The 22177-nt window shown below is 67.9% G+C and carries 21 protein-coding genes and 1 pseudogene; 8 read left to right on the top strand and 14 right to left on the bottom strand.

Annotated elements, in window-relative coordinates; genetic code table 11:
* Window positions 1-362, bottom strand: a pseudogene (locus BMY22_RS05900) (2,3-bisphosphoglycerate-independent phosphoglycerate mutase); the annotation flags it as partial.
* A 180-nt stretch (window positions 363-542) separates the two neighbouring features.
* Between BMY22_RS05900 and BMY22_RS05895 the strand changes: the two are divergent.
* Genes BMY22_RS05895 through secB form a run of 3 tightly spaced genes read left to right on the top strand, consistent with a single transcriptional unit; the run spans window position 543 to window position 1742 of the window.
* Window positions 543-956 carry a rhodanese-like domain-containing protein gene (locus BMY22_RS05895; RefSeq protein WP_090620303.1) on the top strand — a complete coding sequence of 138 codons (414 nt, stop codon included), beginning with the start codon at window positions 543-545 and terminating at the stop codon, window positions 954-956.
* A 10-nt stretch (window positions 957-966) separates the two neighbouring features.
* Window positions 967-1224 (top strand): glutaredoxin 3, encoded by a 258-nt coding sequence (grxC, locus tag BMY22_RS05890; RefSeq protein WP_090620302.1) that lies wholly within the window; start codon window positions 967-969, stop codon window positions 1222-1224.
* A 26-nt stretch (window positions 1225-1250) separates the two neighbouring features.
* Entirely contained in the window at window positions 1251-1742 is a 492-nt protein-coding gene (secB, locus tag BMY22_RS05885; RefSeq protein WP_090620300.1) for a protein-export chaperone SecB, read from the top strand.
* 53 nt (window positions 1743-1795) lie between these two features.
* Here secB and trmL read toward each other — a convergent pair whose 3' ends face one another.
* Window positions 1796-2257 (bottom strand): tRNA (uridine(34)/cytosine(34)/5-carboxymethylaminomethyluridine(34)-2'-O)-methyltransferase TrmL, encoded by a 462-nt coding sequence (gene trmL / locus BMY22_RS05880; protein ID WP_090620299.1) that lies wholly within the window; start codon window positions 2255-2257, stop codon window positions 1796-1798.
* A gap of 768 nt (window positions 2258-3025) precedes the next feature.
* Window positions 3026-3925, bottom strand: coding sequence for a LysR family transcriptional regulator (locus tag BMY22_RS05875; protein ID WP_090620297.1), 900 nt, complete (start codon window positions 3923-3925; stop codon window positions 3026-3028).
* A 263-nt stretch (window positions 3926-4188) separates the two neighbouring features.
* Between BMY22_RS05875 and BMY22_RS05870 the strand changes: the two genes are divergently transcribed.
* Window positions 4189-5343 (top strand): aspartate aminotransferase family protein, encoded by a 1155-nt coding sequence (locus BMY22_RS05870; protein ID WP_208599234.1) that lies wholly within the window; start codon window positions 4189-4191, stop codon window positions 5341-5343.
* A 649-nt stretch (window positions 5344-5992) separates the two neighbouring features.
* Window positions 5993-6151 carry a YqaE/Pmp3 family membrane protein gene (locus BMY22_RS05865; protein WP_090620295.1) on the top strand — a complete coding sequence of 53 codons (159 nt, stop codon included), beginning with the start codon at window positions 5993-5995 and terminating at the stop codon, window positions 6149-6151.
* A gap of 20 nt (window positions 6152-6171) precedes the next feature.
* Here the strand turns inward: BMY22_RS05865 and BMY22_RS05860 are convergent, their stop codons facing one another.
* From BMY22_RS05860 to BMY22_RS05845, 4 genes are read right to left on the bottom strand one after another with little or no spacing between them, the layout of a single operon-like run.
* Window positions 6172-6795, bottom strand: coding sequence for an ABC-type transport auxiliary lipoprotein family protein (locus tag BMY22_RS05860; RefSeq protein ID WP_090620294.1), 624 nt, complete (start codon window positions 6793-6795; stop codon window positions 6172-6174).
* A complete protein-coding gene (locus tag BMY22_RS05855; RefSeq protein WP_090620292.1) occupies window positions 6792-7730 on the bottom strand; it encodes an MlaD family protein in 939 nt (312 codons plus the stop codon). Before BMY22_RS05855 ends, BMY22_RS05860 begins: the two co-directional genes overlap by 4 nt.
* Complete coding sequence (locus tag BMY22_RS05850; RefSeq protein ID WP_090620291.1) at window positions 7730-8530, bottom strand: ABC transporter ATP-binding protein; 801 nt, start codon at window positions 8528-8530, stop codon at window positions 7730-7732. The genes BMY22_RS05855 and BMY22_RS05850 overlap by 1 nt, the downstream gene beginning before the upstream one ends.
* Complete coding sequence (locus BMY22_RS05845; RefSeq protein ID WP_090620290.1) at window positions 8527-9678, bottom strand: MlaE family ABC transporter permease; 1152 nt, start codon at window positions 9676-9678, stop codon at window positions 8527-8529. Before BMY22_RS05845 ends, BMY22_RS05850 begins: the two co-directional genes overlap by 4 nt.
* Window positions 9679-9847: 169 nt before the next feature.
* On the opposite strand from BMY22_RS05845, the gene BMY22_RS05840 reads away from it, so the two are divergent.
* Entirely contained in the window at window positions 9848-10519 is a 672-nt protein-coding gene (locus BMY22_RS05840) for a YceH family protein (protein ID WP_090620288.1), read from the top strand.
* 609 nt (window positions 10520-11128) lie between these two features.
* On the opposite strand, the gene BMY22_RS05835 is transcribed toward BMY22_RS05840, so the two are convergent.
* The 6 genes from BMY22_RS05835 to BMY22_RS05810 form a co-directional block, all read right to left on the bottom strand.
* On the bottom strand, window positions 11129-11467 hold the full coding sequence (locus tag BMY22_RS05835) for a DUF2388 domain-containing protein (RefSeq protein ID WP_090620287.1): 339 nt from the start codon (window positions 11465-11467) through the stop codon (window positions 11129-11131).
* Window positions 11468-11554: 87 nt separating this feature from the next.
* On the bottom strand, window positions 11555-11806 hold the full coding sequence (locus BMY22_RS05830) for an NfeD family protein (protein ID WP_090620286.1): 252 nt from the start codon (window positions 11804-11806) through the stop codon (window positions 11555-11557).
* 122 nt (window positions 11807-11928) lie between these two features.
* Window positions 11929-13713, bottom strand: a complete 1785-nt coding sequence (gene tfpB / locus BMY22_RS05825) for a type IV pilus assembly ATPase TfpB (protein WP_090620284.1) — start codon at window positions 13711-13713, stop codon at window positions 11929-11931.
* 73 nt (window positions 13714-13786) lie between these two features.
* On the bottom strand, window positions 13787-14470 hold the full coding sequence (locus tag BMY22_RS05820; RefSeq protein ID WP_090620282.1) for a DUF502 domain-containing protein: 684 nt from the start codon (window positions 14468-14470) through the stop codon (window positions 13787-13789).
* A gap of 57 nt (window positions 14471-14527) precedes the next feature.
* On the bottom strand, window positions 14528-15892 hold the full coding sequence (locus tag BMY22_RS05815; RefSeq protein WP_090620281.1) for a CYTH domain-containing protein: 1365 nt from the start codon (window positions 15890-15892) through the stop codon (window positions 14528-14530).
* 21 nt (window positions 15893-15913) lie between these two features.
* Window positions 15914-17395, bottom strand: a complete 1482-nt coding sequence (locus BMY22_RS05810) for an inorganic phosphate transporter (protein ID WP_090620279.1) — start codon at window positions 17393-17395, stop codon at window positions 15914-15916.
* Window positions 17396-17555: 160 nt separating this feature from the next.
* On the opposite strand from BMY22_RS05810, the gene argE reads away from it, so the two are divergent.
* Entirely contained in the window at window positions 17556-18737 is a 1182-nt protein-coding gene (argE, locus tag BMY22_RS05805; protein ID WP_090620277.1) for an acetylornithine deacetylase, read from the top strand.
* Window positions 18738-19116: 379 nt separating this feature from the next.
* A complete protein-coding gene (gene argA / locus BMY22_RS05800) occupies window positions 19117-20415 on the top strand; it encodes an amino-acid N-acetyltransferase (protein ID WP_090620276.1) in 1299 nt (432 codons plus the stop codon).
* A gap of 39 nt (window positions 20416-20454) precedes the next feature.
* On the opposite strand, the gene gshA is transcribed toward argA, so the two are convergent.
* Entirely contained in the window at window positions 20455-22038 is a 1584-nt protein-coding gene (gene gshA / locus BMY22_RS05795) for a glutamate--cysteine ligase (RefSeq protein ID WP_090620274.1), read from the bottom strand.
* Window positions 22039-22177 lie beyond the last annotated feature (139 nt).

Raw genomic sequence — 22177 nt, 5'->3', positions numbered from 1 at the left:
TCGGAGAGCAGGCCGAGGATGTGCACCGCCTTGCCGGCATCGACGGCCTGGTCGACCGCGGCGCAGATTGCCGGGTTCTCGAAGAACTCGCCGTCCTGGATGGCCTTGGTGACGCGGGTGAGGTCCTGGTAGAGCACGCGGCCGGCGCCGAGGTTCATGTGGCCGACCTCGGAATTGCCCATCTGGCCGTCGGGCAGGCCGACGTCCATGCCGGAGCCGGAGATCAGGCCGTGGGGGCAACTGGCGTTCAGGCGGTCGAGCACCGGGGTATGGGCAGCGTGGATGGCGTTGTGGGCGGGGCTGTCACTGTGACCGAAGCCGTCGAGGATGATGAGTACCAGCGGTTTGGGGGTGGCAGTCATGGTTCCGACTCTGATGATGCGGTGATGTGGGGCGCCCGGCAGGTCTGGGCGTGCAGGGGCGACAGTCTACTGCCTCGCGGGGCGCAGCGTCATAGCCATTGACTGCCGCGGCGTCGGCGGGTTCAGCCGGCCTGGGGGGCTGTGTATACTGCCGGGATTTTACCGCTCTGGAACTTCTCGATGGTCCCCAAGCTGATTGAATTCGCCGCCCACCACTACTTCCTCGTCGGCCTGTTGGTCGTCCTGCTGGCCCTGCTGCTGGTGACCGAACTGCGCCGCGGCGGTCGTAGCCTCAGCAGTGGCGAACTGACCTCGCTGCTCAACGGCGAGCAGGGCATGGTGCTGGATGTGCGTGCCCACAAGGAGTTCTCCACCGGACATATCGTCGGCGCCTTCAACATTCCCTACGACAAGCTGGCCGGCCGCATGGCCGAGCTGGAAAAGTTCCGGGCCAAGACCCTCATCGTGGTCGATGCCATGGGCCAGCATGCCGGCACCGTCTGCCGCGACCTGCAGAAGGCCGGTTTCAGCGTGGCCAGGCTGAGCGGCGGCATGGGCACCTGGCGCGGGGACAACCTGCCCGTGGTGAAGTGAGGGAAGCGCCATGCCGCACGTCGTCATTTACACCAGGCGTACCTGCAGCTACTGCATTCGCGCCAAGCAGTTGCTGGAGAGGAAGGGTGTTTCCTATCAGGAAATCGGCATCGACGGCCGGCCGGAGCTGCATGCGGAAATGATCCGCAAGGCGGCTGGAGGTACCACGGTGCCGCAAATCTGGATCGGCGATACCCATGTGGGTGGGTGTGACGATCTCCATGCCCTGGAGCGCGCGGGTCGTCTGGACGCGCTGCTCAAGGATTGAATCCGCAAATCGAACAAGGCTCTGCCATGACTGAACAAGCTAGCAACGGCGCCGCGCAAGACGGCCAGAACGCCCAGTTTTCCCTGCAGCGCATCTACGTGCGCGACCTCTCCTTCGAGGCCCCGAAGGCCCCGGAGATCTTCCGCCAGGACTGGAAGCCGAGCGTCCAGCTGGACCTGAATACCAAGCAGAAGCCGCTGAACGGCGGCGACTTCTACGAAGTGGTGCTGACCCTCTCGGTCACGGTGAAGACCGGCGAGGAAGTGGCCTTCATCGCCGAAGTGCAGCAGGCCGGCATCTTCCTGATCAAGGGGCTGGATGCCGATGCCATGGGGCACACCCTGGGCGCCTTCTGCCCGAGCCTGCTCTTCCCCTATGCCCGCGAGGCGCTGGACAACCTGGTCGTGCGCGGTTCCTTCCCGGCCCTGATGCTGGCACCGGTGAACTTCGACGTGCTCTACGCCCAGGAGCTGGCGCGGCTGCAGGCCGAAGGCCAAGCACCGACCACGGTGCAGTAAGGCCGAAGGCCTGCCGAAGAAAGCGCCCTGCGGGGCGCTTTTTTTGTGTCCGCTCACTCCATTGCGAAGTCGAGCTGACGCCAGGCCTCGTAGACCGCCACCGCCACCGTGTTCGACAGGTTCAGGCTGCGACAGTCGGGGCGCATTGGCAGGCGCAGACGCTGTTCCGCCGGCAGGGTGTCGCGGATTTCCTGGGGTAGGCCGCGGCTCTCCGGGCCGAATAGGAAGGCATCGCCGCGGCGGTAGCTCACGCTGTGATAGGGCTGCGAACCCTTGGTGGTGAAGGCGAATACGCGCGGTTGGCCGAGGCTTTCCAGGCAGGCGGGCAGGTCGGCATGGCGCTTGAGAGTGGCGTACTCGTGGTAGTCCAGGCCGGCACGGCGCAGGCGCTTGTCGTCCAGCTCGAAGCCCAGCGGGTCGATCAGGTGCAGGCTGCAGCCGGTATTGGCGCAGAGTCTGATGATGTTGCCGGTGTTCGGTGGAATTTCCGGTTGGAAGAGGATAACGTGAAACATGCGCGGCTCCAGGCAGGGAGGGCGGCATTCTACCCTGCCGTTGCACTGCTGCCGTGCCTGAGGCGCTGTCCTTGCCCGCTGGCTGTGCGGCGAGCGAGAAGGCTGGGTGGCGCGTCGGCGGTATCGGGGGAGGAGGGCGCTTGGCGTTTTCCGGCCTGCGGCCGGCCGGGCCGAAGTCCGGAAAGCCGCTTGGAGGAACAGAAGAGGGGCGTCCCCAGCCTGCCTGTATCGGGCCCCGAAACCTGTTGTCAGGTTGCAGGCATCCGGTGCGCCAGGTTTCCCCCGGGTTGGGGCGAGACTCACCGGACGACAGTCCGGTGAGGTGTGTAGGCGAAGGCTTACATGGCGTGATGGTGATCACGACTGTTTACCCAACGGGGGCATGCCTATTCTATTGCTCAAGGACGTCGCGCAGGAAGCGCACTGAAAAACACGGACGGCGTCGCTCGCAGAAGCACTGCGCAGGATGGCAGGGGATAGGGAAGTCGCGCAGGAAGCGCATCGAACGGCAAGGATGTCGTCGAGGATTTCGCCAGGATGGCGGGTGCCCAGGGAAGGTTGGCGCAGGATGCGTCGGGGAGTTCAAGGATGATCGCCAGGACGGCGACAGTCACGGATGATGCGCGCAGGATGCGCCACGCAACTCAAGGATGGTTCAGGGATGATCTGCCAGGATGGCGGATAGTCACGGATGTCAGAATCAGTCTGCAAGACCCCGCTTTGCGGGGTTTTCTTTTTTGTCCGTCCGAAAAGGGCACACTCCTGCGTTCAGCCATGGGCTTCGTGGAGGCCGGGCATCCCTTCCAGCAGCGAGCGCAGTAGATCCAGCATGCCCTGCTGGCGCTGTGCATCGCGATAGACCAGTCCCACCTTCAGCGGGATGCGCGGCTCGCTGAGCGGTTTCCACAACAGATCCGGGTGGCTGTGCGGCGGTCGCGAGCAGCCTGGCAGCACTGTGGCCAGGGGTGTCTGCGGCAGGCTGTCGAGAATGCTGTTCATGTGATTCAGTTCGGCCTGCACCTGTGGGCGCCGGCCGAGCATGCCGAGCTGTTCCTGCCAGATCTGTCGCACGCGGAACTCCTCGCCGAGCAGCAGCATCGGCAGCTCCGCCGCCTGGGCCAGGGAAACCTTCTTGAAATCCTTCAGCGGATGGTTCTCCGGAATCACCAGCTGCAGTTCGTCCTCGTACAGCGGCAGGCTGTGCAGCCCGGGCTGGCGCGGCGGCAGGAAGCCGATACCGATATCCAGGGTACCGGTCAGCAGGCGCCGTTCGATATCGATGCCGGACAGTTCGTAGAGCTGTACCACCAGGTGTGGCTGCGCTTGGCGCAGGCGCTCCAGCAGCAGCGGCACCAGGCTGGCGCTGACCGTCTGCAGTACGCCGACCGCCAGGCTGCGCGCAGCCTGGCCGCGAAAGGCGCGCAGCGCATCGCGGGCGCGCCCTAGGCCTTCCAGCAGCGGCACCGCATGGCTGTACAGGGTCTGTGCGGCCAGGGTCGGCAGCAGGCGCTTGCCGGTGCGTTGGAACAGGCTGACGTCGAGGTCCGCCTCCAGGTGGCGGATCTGTTGCGAGAGCGCCGGTTGCGACAGGCTCAGACGTTCCGCGGCACGTCCGACGTGACCTTCCTCGTAAAGTGCGACGAAATAGCGTAGCTGACGAAAGTCCATAATTTTTCCTTATGAATAAATCTGGAAAATCGAAATAGCCCTGAGTGTCGGGACTCCCTAGTCTAGCGCCCATTGATCATGCTTACAGCGCTGTAGAGGCCAGATTGCAAGATGTGCCAGGCGGCAGTATCAGGATTGTTCATAGGTAAATCCGAAGAAAATGGCGATGGGCTGACCGGCATCGCCGATTACCGGAGTATTCGCTCAAGACTTCGCTACTCGGGCCGTTGCCGATGAACGACTGCTACCGCGAGGAACGTACGATGCGCGATGCCTTGGCCCGCATGCGGGTGATGCGCACCGTGGAGCGTCCGCCGCAATTGTTCGTGCGCGGCCAGGGCTCGTGGCTGTGGGATGCCGAGGGCGATGCCTACCTCGACTTCAACCAGGGAGGGGCGGTGAACAGTCTGGGGCACAGTCCGAGCGTGCTGGTGAGCGCCCTGCGGCGTCAGGTGGAAAACCTGATCAACCTGGGAGCGGGGTACTACAACCTCGGCATGCTCAAGCTGGCTACGCGTTTGTGCCATGCCACCGATAGCGATCAGGCGTACTTCTTGAGTAGTGGTGCCGAGGCCAACGAGGTGGCGATCAGGCTGGCGCGCAAGTGGGGACAGCTGCACCGTGGCGGTGCCGGGCGCATCGTCACCGCGTTCAACGGTTCCCCGGGCAAGGCGTCCGCGCGGCCCGGGAGCGAGGCCGGAGCGGCGGGCTTCGCCAGTGTGCCCTTCAACGATCTGGGGGCGCTGGCGGCCGCGCTCGACGAGCAGACCGTGGCGGTGATGCTGGAGCCGCTGCTGGGGGAAGCGGGAGCCATCCCGGCGACCCTGGAATACCTGCAGGGTGTCGCCCGGTTGTGCCGGGAGCGTGGCCTGCTGCTGATTCTCGACGAGCTGCAGACCGGGATCGGGCGCTGCGGCGCCCTGCTGGCCGAGGAGCTGTATGGCGTACGCGCCGATGTGGTCACGCTCGGCAAGGGACTGGGCGGCGGTGTGCCCCTGGCAGCCCTGCTGGCCCGCGGCAACGCCTGCTGTTTCGAGCCGGGCGATCTGATCGGCAGTTGCCACAGCAACTCGCTGGCGACCGGTGCCGGTCTGGCAGTGCTCGACGCGGTGCTGGAGCCGGGTTTTCTCGAGCATGTTCGCGCGGTCGGCGAGCACTTGAGCGAGGGGCTGGCGCAACTGGCCCGTCGGCATGGACACGGGCCGTTGCGCGGTCATGGCCTGTTGCTCGGTCTGCCGCTGGTCGGCCTGTCGGCACCGGCGGTGGTGGAGGCGGCGCTGAAGGAGCGCCTGCTGATCGATGCGCCACAAGCGCACTGTCTGGGCTTTTCCCCGGCGCTGACGGTCAGCCACGGCAACATCGACGAAATGCTCAAGCGCCTGACGCGTGCGCTGGGCCGGATCTCCGGCCGAAACTGAATACCGTCTCTTGCGACATCGCAGCCGCCCCGCCAGGAATGCCGGGGCGTTTTTTTGTCCGCTCGAAATGAAGCTCGCTTCCCGTGCTGCAGGAGGGGTGGTGCGGTTGGGCATCTGCCGGGGCAAGCCCGTGGGAGGCAGGCGAGAAAAAAGAGGCTGGGTCCGACCGCGACCCAACCTTCACGCCAAATCGTGACGGCTCTGTGCTGGGCCTGTTCGATCTGTAGCGAGACCCGTGCCGGCAGGTCGGTGGCGGCAGTTGTCGGTGATTGTGCGGAGGACTGGCGATTTCCGTCCGTTGGCGGTGGCCTGTCCGCAAGACATGTCCCGTTTTCTGGCGTCACCGGCGGTCCATTCTGCCGGACAGCGTGGCTATTCAGCGTTTGCCGAGTCCGTGCTGCTGCAGCTTGTTGTACAGGCTGGCGCGTTCGGCATTGGCCAGGCGTGCGCCAGCGGGAGGATGGGGAGGCGTCGCCGAGGGCGGCGGGCGCGCTCCAGCAGGTTGCGCTGGACGGCGGCCAGCCGGCTCCGCAGTTGGAAGCTCCTGCGTCGACCGCCGGGCAAGTATGGCCAGCGCCGGCGGAACCCCCGGGAGTGGGGCGGGTCGATTCAGGAAAGGCCCGTCCGGGCCCTGACGGAGGACTCTTCCATGGACCTGTTGCGCATCCTTATCGCCATCCTGCTGCCGCCGCTCGGCGTGTTCCTGCAGGTCGGCTTCGCCGGCGCCTTCTGGCTGAACATCCTGCTGACCCTGCTCGGCTACCTGCCGGGTATCGTCCATGCGGTATACATCATCGCCAGACGCTGAGCGGGCGTCCCGGCCCGGCGTCAACGGCCGGCCAGGCGATCGCCCTGGGCCAGCGTCCAGTCCACCAGTTGCCGGCTCAACTGGTCGCCGGCCGCGCCGAAGGCGGCGACCACGCTGTCGAGCCGTTCGTCCCCGGCGCTCTGGCGCACCTCGAAGCGGCGGCTGGCGAGGACGCGCTGGCTGGCGCTGTGCACCAGGCTGACGTCGAGGCTGACCCGCACCTGCGGCTTGCCGCCGACGTATTCGGCATGGAAAGCGCGCAGGTCGCCGAGCAGTTCCAGGTCGGTATGCAAGTGGTTGTCGTCGCTGCTCACCGAGGCCGTCCGGCCGTCCTCGCGGAAGGCCTCGATCAGCCGGTCGCGCAGCAGGGTCGGGGCGTCGTCGCTCCAGCGGGCGCCCTGGTAGCCGCTGATCCGGTTGCCCTCCGGCACCACCGCGATGCGCGCGCTGCCGAGCATGCGGTCGGCCTTGGGGGTGGCGATGCACAGCGCCTGGTCGAGACGGGCGGTGGCGGCCTGAGCCTGGAGCGGCGAGCCCGGCAGGCGGTAGACATGGATCTGCTCGGCCTCGGGCAGCACCGAGCAGGCCGTCAGGTTGCCCAGCAGGAGGAGAAGGGCGAGGGGGCGGAGGGGCTGACGGTTCACGGCGCGAACTCCTGCATCTGCTCCCGGCCGAGGAAGAAGCCGGAAGGGTTGTCTTCGAGGTGGCGGGTGACCCGGCGCACGCCGCCGAGGGTGGCGCGCAGCTCGCCGATCGCCGGGCCCAGCTCGGCGATGCCGTTCAGGCCGTCGTCCAGGGCTTTGTGGTTGTCCTCCAGCAGTCGGTCCAGGCGTGTGCTGGTACGCTCCAGGGTGGTCATCGAGCGCTGCGCGCTGGCCAGCAGCTGGCGGCCGCTGCCGTCCAGCAGGCCGTTGGCGTTGCGCGTCAGCCGGGTGACTTCCTCGAGCAGGAGGCCGGTCTTCTGGCCGAGCTGGTTGAGCTGCTGCATGGCCTGGCGGAGTTCGCTGCGCTGTTCGGCGAGCGCGCCGGTGGCTTGCTCGAGATTGGCCAGGGTGCGGCCGAAGTGGGTGATGTTGTCTGCCGAGAAGACATGGCTGGCGCCGCTCAGGATGTTGTTGACGTCGCTCATCAGATCCCCGCCGTCGTCCAGCAGGGCGCTGAGCGGCGAGGGGTCGGCGACGATCAGCGGCAGCCGGCCGTCCTCGCCCTTGAGCGGCGCGCTTTGCGGCGTGCCGCCGAACAGCTGGATGCTGCGGGCACCGGTGATGTTGGCCAGCAACAGGCGGGCGTGGGTGTCGCGCTTGATCGGCGTGCCGCTGTCGAGGCGGATGCTCGCGCGGGCCATGCGCGGGTCCTGGGGGTCGAGCCAGAGCTGTTCCACGTCGCCGACCCGGATGCCGCTGTACTCCACCGGGCTGCCGACCCCCAGGCCGCTCACCGAGTGGTTGAATAGCACTTCGTAGTGGTCGAAGTCGCGGTCCAGGCTGGACTTGCCCAGCCAGAGGGCGAGGAGCAGGGCGGCGAGCACCGCGAGGACGGTGAACAGGCCGATTAGCACGTGATGAGCTCGGGTTTCCATCAGGGGGTCTCCTGCAGTTCGGCTGCCCGTTGCGCCGCGCGGCCGCGCGGGCCGTGGAAGTATTCGCGGATCCAGGCGTCGTCGGTGGCGGCCACCACCTCGAGGCGATCGGCCACCAGCACGCGTTTCTGCGCCAGCACGGCGACCCGGTCGCAGCTGGTGTAGAGGGTGTCCAGATCGTGGGTGACCAGGAACACGCCGAGCCCGAGGGCGTCGCGCAGGGTGAGGATAAGCTGATCGAAGGCCGCCGCGCCGATCGGGTCGAGGCCGGCCGTCGGCTCGTCGAGAAACAGCACCTCCGGGTCCAGCGCCAGGGCGCGAGCCAGGGCGGCGCGCTTGATCATCCCGCCGGACAACTCGTCCGGGTACTTGTCGGCGGCGTTGGCCGGCAGTCCGGCCAGCGCCAGCTTGAGCCGGGCCAGGTGCTCGGCCTCGGGGCGCGATAGCCCGGCATGCTCGATCAGCGGCAGGGCGACGTTCTCCGCGAGGTTCAGCGAGGTGAACAGGGCGCCCTGCTGGAAGAGCACGCCGAAGCGTCGCTCCAGCCGCGAGCGCTGCGCGCTCGGCAGGGTCAGCAGATCCTCGCCGAACACCTCGATCCGCCCGGCGCTCGGCCGGTGCAGGCCGACGATGCTGCGCAGCAGCACCGACTTGCCGGTGCCCGAGCCGCCGACCACGCCGAGGATCTCGCCGCGACGGATGTCCAGGTCGAGGCCGTCGTGCACCGTCTGCCGACCGAAGCGGTTGACCAGGCCGCGCACCCGGATCAGCGGCTCCGGCGGCGGCGTGCCGGCGCTCACCAGCCCATCTCCATGAGGAACAGCGCGGCCAGGGCGTCCAGCAGGATCACCATGAAGATCGACTGCACCACGCTGGAGGTGGTGCGTTCGCCGACCGACTGGGCGCTGCCGCTGGCCTTGAAGCCCTCCAGGCAGCCGATCACGGCGATCAGGAAGGCGAACAACGGCGCCTTGCCGAGGCCGACCAGGTAATGGTTGACCGGAATCTCCTGCTCGAGGATCGCGAAGTACTGCACCGGCGAGATGTCCAGCGCCAGGACGCAGACCGCCAGGCCGCCGAGGATGCCGCAGAGCATGGCGATGAAGGTGAGGATCGGCAGGGTCATCAGCATCGCCAGCACCCGCGGCAGCACCAGCAGCTCGATCGGGTCGAGGCCGAGCGCGCGGATCGCGTCGATTTCCTCGTTGGCCTTCATCGCGCCGATCTGCGCGGCGAAGGCGCTGGCGGTGCGACCGGCCATCAGGATGGCGCAGAGCAGCACGCCGAATTCGCGCAGGAAGGAATAGGCCACCAGGTTGACGGTATAGATGGTGGCGCCGAACTGGCCGAGTACCGTGGCGCCGAGGAAGGCCACCACCGCGCCGACCATGAAGGTCAGCAGGGCGACGATGGGCACGGCGTCCAGCCCGGTCCGCTCGATGTGCGCGACCAGCGGGGTGATGCGCCAGCGCCGCGGGCGCGGCAGGGTCAGCAGCAGGGTGCTCAGGGTCAGGCCGATGAAGCCGTACAGCGTCCGCTGCTGCTCCCAGAGCGTTTCGACGACCCGGCCGATGTGCGCCAGCACGTCGCGGAGGGTGGAGCGCTTCGGCTCTTCCCCGGGGCCGGCGGCAGAATCGGCCAGCGCCGTGGCGACCGTGCGCAGCAGGGCCAGGCGTTCGGCGGGCAGCTGCGGCGCCCAGCGGGCGATGTCCGCGATGCGCTCGGCCCCGAGCAGTTCCACCAGCAGGCCGGCGCCGGCGGTGTCGAGGGCGCCCAGGTCGTCCAGTGCGACCGGACAGGCGGCATCGAGTTGCGGCCGGGTGCGCTCGATCTCGCGCTTCAGGCGCGGGTAGTGCGGCAGCGTCCAGTCGCCGGCGATGCTCAGTCCGGGGGACTGGCCGGCGCCGCTCAGCTGCAGCTGACCTGGCGGTGAGGGAGTCGGGTGCATCGTTGGCCTGTTCGTGTCGTCTTGCGCTAGGGGATCGCGTGGAGCCCACGGGGGGATCATAACAGCCCCCCTTTTCGATCACAGCATGCCGAAAGTTGGGCGGATGGATATGTTCAAGGGCACGGCGCTCCCGCTAGGCTAGGGGTTTTCCCGTCGAGGATGTCCCGTCATGTCCGACCAGCCCGAAACGCCGCGCGCGCGCGAGCCGCTCAATGCCGTCGAAGTCCGCATCCTGGGTTGCCTGATCGAGAAGCAGGCGACCACCCCGGAAAGCTATCCGCTGACCCTCAATGCCCTGGTGCTCGCCTGCAACCAGAAGACCAGCCGCGAGCCGCTGATGAACCTCAGTCCCGGCCAGGTTGGCCAGAGTCTGCGCCAGCTGGAGGGGCGCGCCCTGCTGCAGCTGGTCATGGGCAGCCGGGCGGACCGCTGGGAGCACCGTCTCGACAAGGCCCTGCAACTCACGCCACCGCAGCTGGTGCTGATCGGGCTGCTGCTGCTGCGCGGTCCGCAGACCGTCAACGAGCTGCTGACCCGCAGTGCCCGCCTGCACGATTTCGACGACGGCGAAGACCTGCAGCACCAGCTGGAGCGGTTGATCGGCCGCGAGCTGGTCTGCCGGGTGCCGCGCCAGCCGGGACAGCGCGAGGAACGCTATATGCACCTGCTGGGTACGCCGGAGGATCTGGAGGAGCTGCTGGCTGTGCGGGCGACGCACACTGCCGGTAACGAAGGGACGGCGAATGCCCGGATCGAGGCGTTGGAGGCGCGCATCGCCGAACTGGAGGAGCGGCTGGCGAAACTGGAAGGGGACGCGGTGGGCGGCAAGCCGCGGGATTGAGCGGAGCGTCCCGGGAAGAGCGAGGGTTTTCCGGAAAGCACAGAGGGGAGCCTGGGCTCCCCTCCAAATTGACTTTGTGCTTTGTTCTTCTTGTGCTCGATCTGTTGTTGTTCTTGTCGACCGCCACCCTGAAGATGCTTCAGTCGGCCCCAATCGGGGCCAAGAGCAAACGTATTTCTTTGATCGCCGATATCGCGATGACCACTACGTGATCTAACCAGTCCGGGCGCTACCTCGAGGTAGTTTTATTGTTCTCTGTCCGGCTGCGGGGCCTTGACCCCTGAACGCGTATCCTCTCCAAAAAAATCAGTTTGCGCCGTCTCCGCCGTGCTTATTCTTGTTATGTCAGAGTCGTTTTATGTTGTTGTTTTAAGGTGCTGTTTTTTATTTTTGTTGTACACGAGATAGAGCATTACCCGTGCCAAAAAAGTTAAAACCTTTAAAATCAATAACTTAATAAAAATGCCCTTTTCTGTGGAGCCTGGGGAGGTGTCATTCTGTTTCCGTTCGACCCAGATTCGCTACCCATAAGGAGAGTGTGGGTAACAGCTGGGTGTTTCCCGGGGCGCGCCGGGTAACGCCCAACCGTTACCGCCGCCCAGGTGCGGCTCAGTGGCCGCCGAAGCGTGCCGGGGCCTCGGCCTGGTTGGCGAGAATCGCGCTGGCCAGCTCCATGTCGCTGGCCTGCAACTGGGGATTGGTCTCGCGCAGCTGCTGCAGCGCCGCCTCCAGATAGGGGCCGCGGATCTGGCCGTCGCTGGCGACGAAGCTGCCCGCGTCTTCCTGGGCGGCGACGATCAGCTTGTCGTCCTTGAAGGTCAGGTAGGTCGAGGCGGTGGTGAGGCCGGAAGAGATGATGTCGCGCAGGAAGCCATCGTCGCGGGCTTGCACCGCGCCGAAGGGCAGGGTGGCGAGGATGACGACGAGGCCGGCGAACTTGCTTTTCATGGGGAACTCCAGGGAATGATGCCTAAATGAGATCATTCCGCTGCGGTTCGAGTTCCGTGACGGAGGGCGCCGGCGCGGCCGGCCCGATCAGCGGTCCAGCAGGTACTGGCGCCAGTGCTTCCAGAGCAGCAGCAGCGGCATCGACAGGCTGACGAACAGCAGCAGCTGCAGCTTCCAGGACAGCTCGGGCAGAACCTGCAGTAGCACGGCGAGGCCGGTGGCGACCAGGGCCAGCCACAGCAGGTAGCCGCCGGCGTCGAAGACTTCCAGGATCAGCAGGAGGATACCGAGGCCCAACCAGTGCCAGGGTGACAGCGCTTGCAGGCAGGTCAGCAGCATCGGCAGCTCCGCAGGCCGGTACAGGCGGAACCGGGATGGGGGCGGGCAATGCGACAGCTTGGCATGGGGACTTCCTAGGGGACGAGGTGGTACGGCAGCGGGTCGGAGGGGATTTTACCGGGTTAGCGCTGTTCGCTCTGTGGGGTGACGCGCATGACCTCCTCCAGGGTGGTCGATCCGGCGGCAACCTTCAGCGCGCCGGACAGGCGCAGGCTGCGCATGCCGTCCTTGAAGGCGGCGCGGCGCAGGGCGAGCAGGTCGGTGTCGGCACCGATCAGCGGCTTGAGGGCATCGTTCAGCAGCATGATCTCGTAGACCCCGGCCCGCCCGCGATAGCCGGTGTCGCGGCATTCCGGGCACCCCACCGCCCGGTGCGCGCCGCTCGGCAGCGGGGCGTTCCAGGGGCGGGTCAGCGCCTGCCAGTCGGCCTCGTCGAGCGCGACCGGCGCCTTGCAGTGCGGGCACAGGGTGCGCACCAGGCGCTGGGCCATGACCCCGAGCAGGGTGGCCTTGAGCAGGTAGTAGGGCACGCCGAGTTCGAGCAGGCGGGTGATGGCGCTGGGCGCGTCGTTGGTGTGCAGGGTGGAGAGCACCAGGTGGCCGGTGAGCGCCGCCTGGATGGCCATCTCGGCGGTTTCCAGGTCGCGGATCTCGCCGACCATGATGATGTCCGGGTCCTGGCGCATCAGCGCGCGCACGCCACTGGCGAAGGTCAGGTCGATGTTGTGCTGCACTTGCATCTGGTTGAACGCCGGCTCGATCATTTCGATGGGGTCTTCGATGGTGCAGACGTTGACCTCCGGCGTCGCCAATTGTTTCAGCGTGGTGTAGAGCGTGGTGGTCTTGCCCGAGCCAGTCGGCCCGGTGACCAGGATGATGCCGTTGGGCTGGCCGGTCATGTGTTGCCAGCGGCGCAGGTCGTCGGCGGAGAAGCCGAGCGCGTCGAAGCTTTTGAGCAGCACCTCGGGATCGAAGATGCGCATCACCAGCTTCTCGCCGAAGGCGGTCGGCAGGGTGGAGAGGCGCAGTTCGATCTCGCCGCCGTCCGGGCTCTTGGTCTTGACCCGGCCGTCCTGCGGCCTGCGCTTCTCGGCGACGTTCATCCGGCCGAGGGATTTCAGCCGGCTGACCACCGCCATGGTCACCTGCGGCGGGAACTGGTAGACGTTGTGCAGCACGCCATCGATGCGAAAGCGCACGCTGCCCTGCTCGCGGCGCGGCTCGATGTGGATGTCGCTGGCGCGCTGCTGGAAGGCGTACTGGAACAGCCAGTCGACGATGGTCACGATGTGCGCGTCGTTGGCGTCCGGCTCCTGGTCCGCCGCGCCGAGCTTGAGCAACTGCTCGAAGTTGCCGATGCCGCTGATTTTCTGTTCGCTGGCCGAGGCGCCGCTGACCGACTTGGCCAGGCGGTAGAACTCCACGGTGAAGCGCTGGATCTCCGCCGGATTGGCCACCACCCGGCGGATCGGCCGCCGGAGCACATGGGTCAGGTTGGCTTCCCAGCTGCCGACGAAGGGCTGCGCGCTGGCGACGGTGACGCCGTCCGCGGCGATCGCCACGGCGAGGATCTTGTGGCGCTGGGCGAAGGCATAGGACATCAGCGGGGTCATCGCGGCGACGTCGATCTTCAGCGGGTCGATGCGCAGGTAGGGCTGCCCGGCGTAGTCGGCCAGCCACTGGGTGAGGCTTTCCAGGTCGAGCTTGCGGCCGGGCTGGCGGCGGTCGTCGAGCTGCTGGGCGGCGAGGAACTCCAGCGGGTGCTGCTGGTTGTTCACCGCGCTGCGGCGGATCGCCAGGCACTGCTCGGCGCTGTCCTGGCCGATCCGGCCGCGGGCGACCAGCTCGCGCAGCAGGTCGCCCAGGTCGAGCCAGCGGTCCTCGGGGGAAGAAGCGATGGAGGGCATGCGGAGTCTCGGTGGTTCTGCGTGGCTCGCCAGCATGCCCGAGGGGGCCGCCGGGGCGAAGCGACGGGCGTCTTCAGAGGCCTTTTCCGTGATCCAGGTCGAAGCTCTGGCCCCGCCGGGCCTTGGCTTCCGACGGCGAAGTGAGGCCCATGGAGACATAGATGCTGGTCAGCTCGTCGATCCCCATGTGCGCCGGGCGCACCCATTCGACCGGCACGTAGAGCAGCCCGCCGCCGATCGGGATGGGCGCGGTGGGCACCAGGATGGCGTGATAGCTGCGGCCCTCGATCTCGATCGGCGCGGGGCTCGGCAGCAGCGCCAGCACCGCGGTGCCGTCGCCGCCGAAGAAGCACCAGACCGGGCTCATGGCGGTGATGTCGGGGTTCTTGTTCTTGTCCAGCAGGGCGACGAAGCGGTCCGCCAGGTTGTAGAGCTGGCCGAGCAGCGGCGTGCGCCGCAGGGTGAGGTCGATCAGCCGGGTCAGCGGCCGGCGCAGTCCCAGCTGCACGGCCAGACCCAGCGGGTAGAGGCAGGCCAGCAGGACTACGCCGCCGAACAGGTAGGCCAGCGACGGATTGCTCACGAAGTACTGGCCGAGGCCGGCGGAGATCTGCCCGGCGAGGGTGGAGGGACCGATCAGGCGGTTCAGCAGGCTGATGATCCAGGCCAGCAGTACCAGGGTCAGGGTCAGCGGCAGAAGGGCCAGGAGGCCGGTCAGCCAGGTGGCGAAAATCGATTTGAGGCTTTGCTTGAACATTGATTGCGTGCGTCCGGACGGAGTCGCGCGGCAGGGGCTCGCCCTGCCGGCGGGAGCCTATTTCAGCAGCGCTTTCCAGGGTTTCAGGGTCGCCACGGTCTGGGCCTGGGCGGCGCGCCGCTCGCGCAGGGCATCGTCCAGCGGGCGGGCGGCCAGCTCGCCGAGCTTGACCAGTTCGCCGTACAGGCGGTCTGGCTCGGGCATTTCCAGCACACCACGGGCAAGGCGCAGCCAGACTAACATACGCTCGAGGCGCGGGAGTTGTTCGGCGAGATCTTCCGGCTGCTGCCGGTAGCGCGCCAGCGGCAGCTCCCGTGCCTCGTCCGCCAGCAGGCGCGCCAGCCAGCGGCCCAGTGGCGCGGCACCCTGGCGCTGGCCGGCGGGGGTGCGGCGGGCGGTCCAGTCGCGCGCCAGCAGCCAGCGCGAGGCTTCCAGCGAGAGCAGTCCCCAGCGGGTCCGCGCCAGTTCGGCGGCGAACAGTGCCGGGGCCGCTTGGCGCGCGGCCTCGTCGTCCTGGCCGGCCTGCAGGGGCGGCCGCCAGTCCTCGATCAGCGCGTCCAGCGCGCCGCGCAGCCCGCTGGAGCTGGTCCGCGGGGCGGCCTGGCCGAGGCTGCCGAGCAGGGCGCGCAGGTCGATCAGCTGGGCGAGCCACTGCTCCAGCAGTTTCCAGTGGCCGCTGAAGCGGTACTGCTCGGCCAGCCGCTGGCTGGCGCCGAGCAGGTGCCAGGCCAGTGCCGCGAAGGCCGTATCCAGCGGCGTCTGCGCATCGGGCGTCGGCGCCGGCAGGGCGAGGGCGTAGCTGGCCGGGTCGAACAGGCGGTAGCCGCGCTCGGCCTTGCTGATGTCGCTGGGCATCAGCGGCAGGTCGGCGGCCAGGGCGAGGGCCAGCTCCAGCAGGGCGGCGGGCTCGCCTTCGCGCAGTTCCAGCTCCAGCTCGCAGATTTCCTCCTCCCGCGCTCCGGCGACCACCGTGCCCAGGTCCAGCGCCGCCTCGACGGCTACCCGCTGTCCGTCGCGCTGCCAGACCAGGTCGGCCTTCTCGCGGACGAAGTCGGTGGTGAAGATCGGCTGCAGGCTCTGCTTGTCCAGCCCGGCCAGCTCGGCCGGCCAGCACTGGTCGTCGAGCCTGGCCGGGTCCAGAACGGGTTGCTCCAGGTACCAGTCCCACTCGTTGCGCTCGGACAGTCCGGCAACGCTCTGCCCGCGGCTCTTCAGGGTCTGGATGTACTGCCCGCCGTCGCGCCGCAGGCGCAGGGCGACCCGTGCCCGGGCCAGCTCCCGCGCTGCGGTGTCGTAGTACTGGTTGAACAGCTCGTGGCGTTGCCAGCCGTTCTCGCTGCGTGCCTTGAGCAGGGGATGCTCGCGCAGGGCGGCGAGGGTGGTGCGGCTGACCCGCAGCTTGATCTCGGTTTCTTTGGCCATCATCGACTCATAGTGGATTGCTCAGGCGAACAGCAGGGTGCCCAGCCAGAAGATGCTGGCCGAGAGCGCCATCGAGGCCGGCAGGGTGAGCACCCAGGCGGTCAGGATGTGGCGTACGGTGTCGCTCTGCAAGCCGCTGCGATTGGCGACCATGGTGCCGGCGACGCCGGAGGACAGTACATGGGTGGTCGACACCGGCAGGCTGAAGACGTTGGCCAGGCCGATGGCGCTGACGGCGGTGACCTGTGCGCACATGCCCTGGGCATAGGTCATGCCCTGGCGGCCGATCTTCTCGCCGACGGTGAGCACCACCCGCTTCCAGCCGATCATGGTGCCCAGGCCCAGGGCCAGGGCGACCGCCAGGATCACCCAGAAGGGCGCGTATTCGGTGGTGGCGGTGAGGTCCTTGCGCAGCTTGTTCAGGTCGGCCTGCTCGCGCGCGGGCAGGTTTTCCAGGCGGCCGACCTTCTTCGCCGTGTCGTCCAGGCAGAGCAGGTAGCGGCGGATCTGGATGCGTCGTTCGGCGTCCATGGCCTTGTAGTCGGTGACGCCCTCCAGGGCGCCCAGCAGGGTGGCGATGGTCGGCTCGGTGAGCTGGGGATCGCAGCGGAAGTGCTTCGGCAGCTCGGTGCCGTTGTTCTTGCCGAGGGCCAGGTAGTCGCGCAGCGGATCGTGGTTGCGCTGGTAGAACTGGTTGAGGTAGAGCGCGGCGTCGCGGGTTCGCTCGATCTGGTAGGTGGTGCTGTTCAGGTCGAGAACGAACTTGGTCGGGACGATGCCGATCAGCACCAGCATGATCAGGCCGATGCCCTTCTGCCCGTCGTTGGAGCCATGCACGAAGCTCATGCCCATCGCGGAAACCACCAGCACCAGGCGGTTCCAGAACCGCGGGCGCTTCTTGCCCCGACCTTCCCGGCGCGCCCGGCGCTCGCCCGGCGTCTCGTGCATCTTGCTGCGCGGCATCCACCAGCGCAGCGCCAGCAGCATCAGCGCGGCGACGGCGAAGCCGGCCAGCGGCGAGAAGACCAGCGACAGGGCGATGTCGATCGCCTTCTGCCAGTTCACCCCTTCGCCGAGGGGAATGTCGGTGAGCAGGGCGTTGGTCAGGCCGACGCCGAGGATCGAGCCGATCAGGGTGTGCGAGCTGGAGGCGGGGATGCCGAAGTACCAGGTGCCGAGGTTCCAGGCGATGGCCGCGCTGAGCAGGGCGAACACCATCACCAGGCCACGGCCGGTGTCGACGTTGATCAGCAGCTCCACCGGCAGCAGGTGGACGATGGCGTAGGCCACGCCGACCCCGCCGAGCAGCACACCGAGAAAGTTGAAGCAGCCGGAGAGGACCACCGCCATGTGCGGCGGCATCGCCTTGGTATAGATCACGGTGGCGACGGCATTGGCGGTGTCGTGGAAACCGTTGATGAACTCGAAGGTCAGGACGAAGAGCAGGGCCAGGACCAGGCTGATCGCGACCCAGGCGTCCAGCCCGCTGAAAAGATCGAACATGAAATTTTTGTGACTGCAGGGTGAAGGGGGGCGCGATTATGCCAGATGGAACCCCGCCCGGGGCTCGGCCATGAGCGACAGAAACGAATGGAGGCGTGGCGTTCCTTCGCCCGCCGCCCCGGCCTATGATGGTCGCACGCTCTGTACAGGAAGCCCGTCGATGCCCATCCCCCCGCTCAAGCAGCAGTTCGCCGAGCTGATCGCCCTGCCCTCGGTGAGCTGTACCCAGGCTGCCCTGGACCTGCCCAACCGTCCGCTGATCGAACGTCTGGCGGGCTGGCTGGCCGACCTCGGCTTCGCCTGCGAGATCCAGGACATCGCCCCCGGCAAGTGCAACCTGCTCGCCACCTACGGCAGCGGTCCCGGCGGCCTGGTGCTGGCCGGGCACAGCGATACCGTGCCCTTCGACGCCGCGTTGTGGCGCAGCGACCCGCTGCTCCTCGCCGAGCGCGACGACCGCTGGTACGGTCTGGGCAGCTGCGACATGAAGGGCTTCTTCCCGCTGATCGTCGAAGCGGTGAAGCCGCTGCTGGAGCAGCCGTTCCGCCAGCCGCTGCTGATCCTCGCCACCTGCGACGAGGAAAGCTCGATGTCCGGCGCCCGTGCCCTGGCCGCCGCCGGCCGCCCGCTGGGACGGGCCGCGGTGATCGGCGAGCCGACCGGCCTGAAACCGATCCGCCTGCACAAGGGGGTGATGATGGAGCGCATCGACATCCAGGGACGAAGCGGCCACTCCTCCGACCCGAGCCTCGGCAACAGCGCCCTGGAGGCGATGCACGAGGCCATCGGCGCGCTGCTCGCGCTGCGCACCCAGTGGCAGCGCGAATTTCGCAACCCGCTGTTCAACGTGCCGCAGCCGACCCTGAACCTGGGCTGCATCCACGGCGGCGACAACCCCAACCGGATCTGCGGCCGGTGCGCCCTGGAGTTCGACCTGCGTCCGCTGCCGGGCATGGACCCCGAGCAGCTGCGCGCGGCGATCCGCGGCACGTTGCAGCCCTTGGCCGAGCGGCGCGGCGTGCGCCTCGACTACGCCCCGCTGTTCCCCGGCGTGCCGCCGTTCGAGCAGGCGGCGGGCGGCGAGCTGGTACGGCTGGCCGAGCGCCTCACCGGGCATCGGGCGGAGGCGGTGGCCTTCGGCACCGAGGCGCCCTACCTGCAGCAGCTCGGTTGCGAAACCCTGATCCTCGGCCCCGGCGACATCGCCTGTGCCCACCAGCCGGACGAGTACCTGGAGCTGGCGCGGATCGAGCCGACCGTGCGGCTGCTGCGCCAACTGATCGGGCATTATTGCCTCGACCCCGTACCCGACCCCGTAGGGTCTGTTGACGTTTTGGCGTAGGCCGCGACGGAGGCCCGTCTGGCGCAGAAAAGGAACGAGGAGAGAAGTTTGGTCATTCCAAATGAACGACGAGAGACGCCGTGCTGCACCAGACGGGCCCCGTCCCGGCGGGTTGCGCGTCAAATGCCGCCATGCGGCGTTGCGGGACTTGGCAAGGGAATGACCATTGCCGGCGCCCCGCGCCTTGCCTGGCGGCATTTGACGCAGCAACGCGGCTCACGCCAAAACGTCAACAGACCCTAGGAGCCAGCGTGCTGGCGATGCCCTTCCCTGTGACGGATCGCCAGCACGCTGGCTCCTACCTTCAACCGCTTCGGCTTCGGACGCGGTGCCCTCCTGGAAGTCCGGGCACCGCCGGCATCAACCAGACAGGTTTTCCATGCGCGACTACGTCAACTGGCTCCGCCACGCCTCGCCCTACATCAACGCCCACCGCGACTGCACCTTCGTGGTCATGCTGCCGGGCGAGGGCGTCGAGCATCCCAACTTCGGCAACATCGTCCACGACCTGGTGCTGCTGCACAGCCTCGGCGTGCGCCTGGTGCTGGTGCACGGTTCGCGCCCGCAGATCGAGGCGCGTCTCGCCGCCCGCGATCTCGTGCCGCGTTTTCACCGCGACCTGCGGATCACCGACGCGCCGACCCTGGAGTGCGTGATCGAGGCGGTCGGCAGCCTGCGCCTGGCCATCGAGGCGCGCCTGTCGATGGACATGGCCGCCTCGCCGATGCAGGGCGCCCGGCTGCGGGTGGTCGGCGGCAACTTCGTCACCGCCCGGCCGATCGGCGTGGTCGACGGCATCGACTACCTGCACACCGGCGAGGTGCGGCGCATCGACCGCAAGGGCATCGGCCGCCAGCTCGACGAGCGCGCCATCGTGCTGCTCTCGCCGCTGGGCTATTCGCCCACCGGGGAAATCTTCAACCTCGCCTGCGAGGACGTGGCGACCCGCGCTGCCATCGACCTGGGCGCCGACAAGCTGCTGCTGTTCGGCGCCGAGTCGGGCCTGCTCGACGAGCAGGGCGCCTTGATCCGCGAACTGCGCCCGCAGCAGATTCCGGCGCACCTCGAACGCCTCGGCACCGACTACCAGGCCGAGTTGCTCGACGCCGCCGCCCAGGCCTGCCGCGGCGGCGTGCGGCGCAGCCACGTGGTCAGCTACGCCGAGGACGGCGCGCTGCTCAACGAGCTGTTCACCCGCGACGGCGGCGGCACCCTGGTCACCCAGGAGCAGTTCGAGAAGCTGCGCGAGGCGACCATCGAGGACGTCGGCGGGCTGATCGAGCTGATCCGTCCGCTGGAGGAGCAGGGCATCCTGGTGCGCCGCTCGCGGGAAGTGCTGGAGCGCGAGATCGGCCAGTTCAGCATCGTCGAGCGCGACGGGCTGATCATCGCCTGCGCCGCGCTCTATCCGATCGCCGACTCCGAGGCCGGCGAACTGGCCTGCCTGGCGGTGAACCCCGACTATCGTCACGGCGGGCGCGGCGACGAGCTGCTCGAGCGCATCGAAGCCCGCGCCCGCGCGCAGGGCCTGAAGACCCTGTTCGTGCTCACCACCCGCACCGCCCACTGGTTCCGCGAGCGCGGCTTCCAGCCCAGCGGCGTCGAACGCCTGCCGGCGGCGCGCGCCTCGCTGTACAACTTCCAGCGGCAGTCGAAGGTGTTCGAGAAGGCGTTGTAGGGGCTCGCCGGTCGCCGTTGCTGCGACCGGAGGGGGCGCTCAGGCCCCGGCGTTCTGGATGCTCGCCTGATAGGCCGCGACGAAGTCGTCGAAGCTGCCGGTGTCCTGGCGCTCCAGTTCGGCCTGTTCGGCCAGCGAGGCGCGGGCCTCGTCCTCGAAGGCCTGGCGTTCCTCTTCGCCCAGCGGGCGGGCGCGGAAGGTTTCGGCGTGGGCCAGGCTCTGGCGCAGGGCGAAGGCGGTGAAGCTTTCGCCGTGCTCGCGCAGGGTCGCGAGGACTCTGGCCGAGGGGGTGAGGTCGGGGTCGGCGACCTTGGCCTGCTGGGCGCGCAGGGCGCTGCGGTAGCGTTCGCCGCCATGGGCCCGGTCGAACAGCTCGGCGAAGGGCTGCAGGCGCTCGAGCAGCTCGCCGGCCCAGTCGGCGAAGCGTACCGGCTTGCCCTGGCGCTGCAGGTGCAGGCCGGGGCGGCGGCCCTCCTTGACCACCTTGAGGAAGTTGCCGGTGCAGCTGGCGCATTCTTCCGGGGCCAGGCAGGGGCTGTCCTCGAGGGCGCAGAACAGCAGGAAGACGTCGAGGAAGCGCGCCTCGTCGAGATCGATGCCCAGCGGCAGGAAGGGGTCGATGTCCAGGCAGCGCACCTCGACGTACTGCACGCCGCGGGCGACCAGCGCCTGGATCGGCCGCTCGCCGCTGCCGGTGACGCGCTTGGGGCGGATGCTCGAGTAGTACTCGTTTTCGATCTGCAGCACGTTGGTGTTGAGCTGCAGCCATTCGCCGTCGCGCTGGGTGCCGATCGCGGCGTAGGGCGCGTAGGGGGTGGAGACCGCCCGGCGCAGGCTGTCGGTGTAGCTGGTCAGGTCGTTGTAGCAGGGGGTCAGGCCGGCCTGGGCGTTGTTCTGGTAGCCCAAATCGCTCATCCGCAGACTGGTCGCCCAGGGCAGGTAGAGGGTCTCGGCATCGAGTTCCTGCAGGTGGTGCGGGCGGCCGCGCAGGAAGCTCTTGTCGAGCGCCGGCGAGGCGCCGAACAGGTACATCAGGAGCCAGCTGTAGCGGCGGAAGTTGCGGATCAGCGCGATGTAGCGCTCGGACTGGAAGTCGCGGACGCCGCGGGTGTCGCCCTCGGCCTGCTGCAGCCGCGGCCAGAGGGCTTCCGGCAGGGAGAAGTTGTAGTGGATGCCGGCGATGCACTGCATGGTCTTGCCGTAGCGCAGCGCCAGTCCCTTGCGGTAGACGTGCTTGAGCCGGCCGATGTGGGAGCTGCCGTAGCGGGCGATGGGGATGTCCTCTTCGGCCGGCAGCGGGCAGGGCATCGACGGGCTCCACAGGTATTCGCCGTCGAGCGTGGCGCAGGCGAAGCGGTGGACGCGTTCCAGCTCGGCGAGGGTCGCCGCCGGGTCGCTCTCGGCGGGCGTGATGAACTCCAGCAGCGCCTCGGAATAGTCGGTGGTGATCTGCGGATGAGTCAGTGCCGAACCGAGCGCCGCCGGGTGGGGGGTCTGCGCCAGCTGTCCGCCGGCGTCGACGCGCAGGCATTCCCGCTCGATGCCGTGCAGGCAATGCCTGAGCAGGGACAGGTTGGCGGGCTCGCCCAGCAGGGCCAGGCGACGGGAGAGAAGCTCGCTCAAGTTCGGATTCCTTCACGCGACAATCGCGCCAATATGGGGATCGACGGGGGGCTATACAAGTATTGTCGGCCTTGGGCCGAAGGGGAAACGGCGGCGGGACGGCGGGAGGCGTGGCCTTGGCCGCGACGGGAGCGTCGCG

This window comes from Azotobacter beijerinckii (assembly GCF_900110885.1).
Lineage (GTDB): Bacteria > Pseudomonadota > Gammaproteobacteria > Pseudomonadales > Pseudomonadaceae > Azotobacter > Azotobacter beijerinckii.
Note: the sequence above shows the minus strand (reverse complement) of the source record. Positions and strands in the feature narration are given on the sequence as shown.

Bases quoted from the DNA above. Each gene is read 5' to 3' on its own strand.
- BMY22_RS05895 (WP_090620303.1), top strand. From the start codon at position 543: ATGGTCCCCAAGCTGATTGAATTCGCCGCCCACCACTACTTCCTCGTC.
- grxC (WP_090620302.1), top strand. From the start codon at position 967: ATGCCGCACGTCGTCATTTACACCAGGCGTACCTGCAGCTACTGCATT.
- secB (WP_090620300.1), top strand. From the start codon at position 1,251: ATGACTGAACAAGCTAGCAACGGCGCCGCGCAAGACGGCCAGAACGCC.
- trmL (WP_090620299.1), bottom strand. From the start codon at position 2,257: ATGTTTCACGTTATCCTCTTCCAACCGGAAATTCCACCGAACACCGGC.
- BMY22_RS05875 (WP_090620297.1), bottom strand. From the start codon at position 3,925: ATGGACTTTCGTCAGCTACGCTATTTCGTCGCACTTTACGAGGAAGGT.
- BMY22_RS05870 (WP_208599234.1), top strand. From the start codon at position 4,189: ATGCGCGATGCCTTGGCCCGCATGCGGGTGATGCGCACCGTGGAGCGT.
- BMY22_RS05865 (WP_090620295.1), top strand. From the start codon at position 5,993: ATGGACCTGTTGCGCATCCTTATCGCCATCCTGCTGCCGCCGCTCGGC.
- BMY22_RS05855 (WP_090620292.1), bottom strand. From the start codon at position 7,730: ATGGAAACCCGAGCTCATCACGTGCTAATCGGCCTGTTCACCGTCCTC.
- BMY22_RS05845 (WP_090620290.1), bottom strand. From the start codon at position 9,678: ATGCACCCGACTCCCTCACCGCCAGGTCAGCTGCAGCTGAGCGGCGCC.
- BMY22_RS05840 (WP_090620288.1), top strand. From the start codon at position 9,848: ATGTCCGACCAGCCCGAAACGCCGCGCGCGCGCGAGCCGCTCAATGCC.
- BMY22_RS05835 (WP_090620287.1), bottom strand. From the start codon at position 11,467: ATGAAAAGCAAGTTCGCCGGCCTCGTCGTCATCCTCGCCACCCTGCCC.
- BMY22_RS05830 (WP_090620286.1), bottom strand. From the start codon at position 11,806: ATGCTGCTGACCTGCCTGCAAGCGCTGTCACCCTGGCACTGGTTGGGC.
- tfpB (WP_090620284.1), bottom strand. From the start codon at position 13,713: ATGCCCTCCATCGCTTCTTCCCCCGAGGACCGCTGGCTCGACCTGGGC.
- BMY22_RS05820 (WP_090620282.1), bottom strand. From the start codon at position 14,470: ATGTTCAAGCAAAGCCTCAAATCGATTTTCGCCACCTGGCTGACCGGC.
- BMY22_RS05815 (WP_090620281.1), bottom strand. From the start codon at position 15,892: ATGGCCAAAGAAACCGAGATCAAGCTGCGGGTCAGCCGCACCACCCTC.
- BMY22_RS05810 (WP_090620279.1), bottom strand. From the start codon at position 17,395: ATGTTCGATCTTTTCAGCGGGCTGGACGCCTGGGTCGCGATCAGCCTG.
- argE (WP_090620277.1), top strand. From the start codon at position 17,556: ATGCCCATCCCCCCGCTCAAGCAGCAGTTCGCCGAGCTGATCGCCCTG.
- argA (WP_090620276.1), top strand. From the start codon at position 19,117: ATGCGCGACTACGTCAACTGGCTCCGCCACGCCTCGCCCTACATCAAC.